The organism is Mesorhizobium sp. M7A.F.Ca.US.005.03.2.1, assembly GCF_003997795.1.
GTDB classification, from domain to species: Bacteria; Pseudomonadota; Alphaproteobacteria; order Rhizobiales; family Rhizobiaceae; genus Mesorhizobium; species Mesorhizobium ciceri.
Window position 1 is genome coordinate 1 of sequence record NZ_RZRP01001047.1, and the last position, 1,908, is coordinate 1,908.

Genomic DNA, 1,908 nt, shown 5'->3' on the forward strand with positions numbered 1-1,908 from the left:
CGGCGCGACATACATGGAAAGGACCAAGGCGAAATCGGGCAGCCCGCGCTGCCAGAACCAGGGGCCGCGCCTCGCCATCAGAGCCCTTTCTTCCGGATGCCGCTCGGCGAACAGCGTCCAGAAGCCGCGCTGGCGGAATTCAGAGGCGCGGCGGGCGCCGAAGTCGAATTCGCTCATGGCTCGATGCTCGCTTCGGCATCATGCTCGGCCGGAGACTGTTTCGAAATTCGCTCCGGCGAGTCATATGGTGGTGGTTTCGAGAACCGGAGCGGAGCGTACTTAAAGTACGTGAGCTCAGTTCTACTGCATTGCAGTAGAACTAGGGAAGCGCAGAAAACGCCACCAGATGGCCGCCGGAGTAGAATTTCCAGACGGTCTCTACACCATGCCGAGTGCGGCCTTATACAGATCGAGGATGGTTTCCTCTTCCTGACGCTCGGCCTGGTCCTTCTTGCGCAGCCGGATGATCGTGCGCATCGCCTTGGTGTCGAAGCCGGTGCCCTTGGCCTCGGCGAACACTTCCTTGATGTCGTCGGAAATGGTCTTCTTCTCTTCCTCGAGCCGCTCTATGCGCTCGATGAAGGCACGCAGCTGGCCGGCGGCAACAGTCTGGCTGGTATCGGTGATATCGTCGGCCATATTTTTCTCCACATCGTTTCTGCGCCGCGACTCGGGATGCATGCAGCGGCGAATTGAGCGGGCTCGATGCCCGACCGGCGGCGGCGGGTCAAGCTGTTATCGATGATCGAACTGACGCTGCCGCCATGATGCGGACAGCGATCCCCAGGAAGGTATCAATTAGCTGAAAGCGATCAGCAGATCCTTGGCATCGATCTGGTCGCCTGCCTTGACCAGCACCTCGGCGACCGTGCCGTCGCGCTCGGCATGCAGCGCCGTCTCCATCTTCATCGCTTCGATGGAAAGCAGCACGTCACCGGCCTTCACAGCCTGGCCGGCAGCCACCGAAAGCGCAGAAACGACGCCCGGCATCGGTGCGCCGACATGCGCCTCGTTGCCGGGTTCGGCCTTGCGGCGGGCCTTGGCGGCGGACGCGCCATGCGCCCGGTCGGGCACCTTGACACGGCGCGGCTGGCCGTTGAGCTCGAAGAACACGGTGACCATGCCCTTCTCGTCGACATCGCCGATGGCAAGGCACCGCACCACCAGCGTCTTGCCCTTCTCGATGTCGACGAAGATCTCGTCTTCCGGCTTCATGCCGTAGAAATACGTCGGCGTCGGCAGCACGCTGACCGGCCCATAGGTTTCCTGCGCGCCGGCGAAATCCGTGAACACCTTCGGATACATCAGCCACGAGGCGAATTCGAACTCCGACAGCTTGCGCTCGAGCTTCTCCTCGATTTCCTTGCGGTTGGCCTTGAGGTCGGCTGGCTTGAGCAGCGAGCCGGGCCGCACCGTGATCGGCTTGTCGCCTTTGAGCGCCTTCCTCTGCAGCGCCGCCGGCCACCCGCCTGGCGACTGGCCGAGATCGCCGCGCAGCATCGAGACGACCGAGTCCGGGAAGGCGATATCCCTGTCGGGGTTTTCGACATCGGCAACGGTCAGGTCCTGGCTGACCATCATCAATGCCATGTCGCCGACAACCTTGGACGACGGCGTCACCTTGACGATGTCGCCGAACATCAGATTGACGTCGTGATAGGTCTGCGCCACCTCGTGCCAGCGCGTCTCCAATCCGAGCGAGCGAGCCTGTTCCTTCAGATTGGTGAACTGCCCGCCCGGCATCTCGTGCAGATAGACTTCCGAGGCCGGCCCCTTGAGGTCGCTTTCGAAGGCGGCGTACTGGTTGCGCACCGCTTCCCAGTAGAACGAGATCTTCCTGATCCATTGCGGGTCGAGACCGGGGTCGCGTTCGGTGCCCTTCAGCGCCTCGACGAGTGAGCCAAGGCA

Annotated in this window: 2 protein-coding genes; both read right to left on the bottom strand. The window is 62.4% G+C overall.

The window, feature by feature from the left end:
- Positions 1-378 precede the first annotated feature (378 nt).
- Positions 379-639 (bottom strand): DUF2312 domain-containing protein, encoded by a 261-nt coding sequence (locus EN991_RS34400; protein ID WP_013529099.1) that lies wholly within the window; start codon positions 637-639, stop codon positions 379-381.
- 159 nt (positions 640-798) lie between these two features.
- On the bottom strand, positions 799-1,908 hold a 1,110-nt coding region (locus EN991_RS34405; RefSeq protein WP_127370398.1), incomplete at its 5' end, for a biotin/lipoyl-containing protein.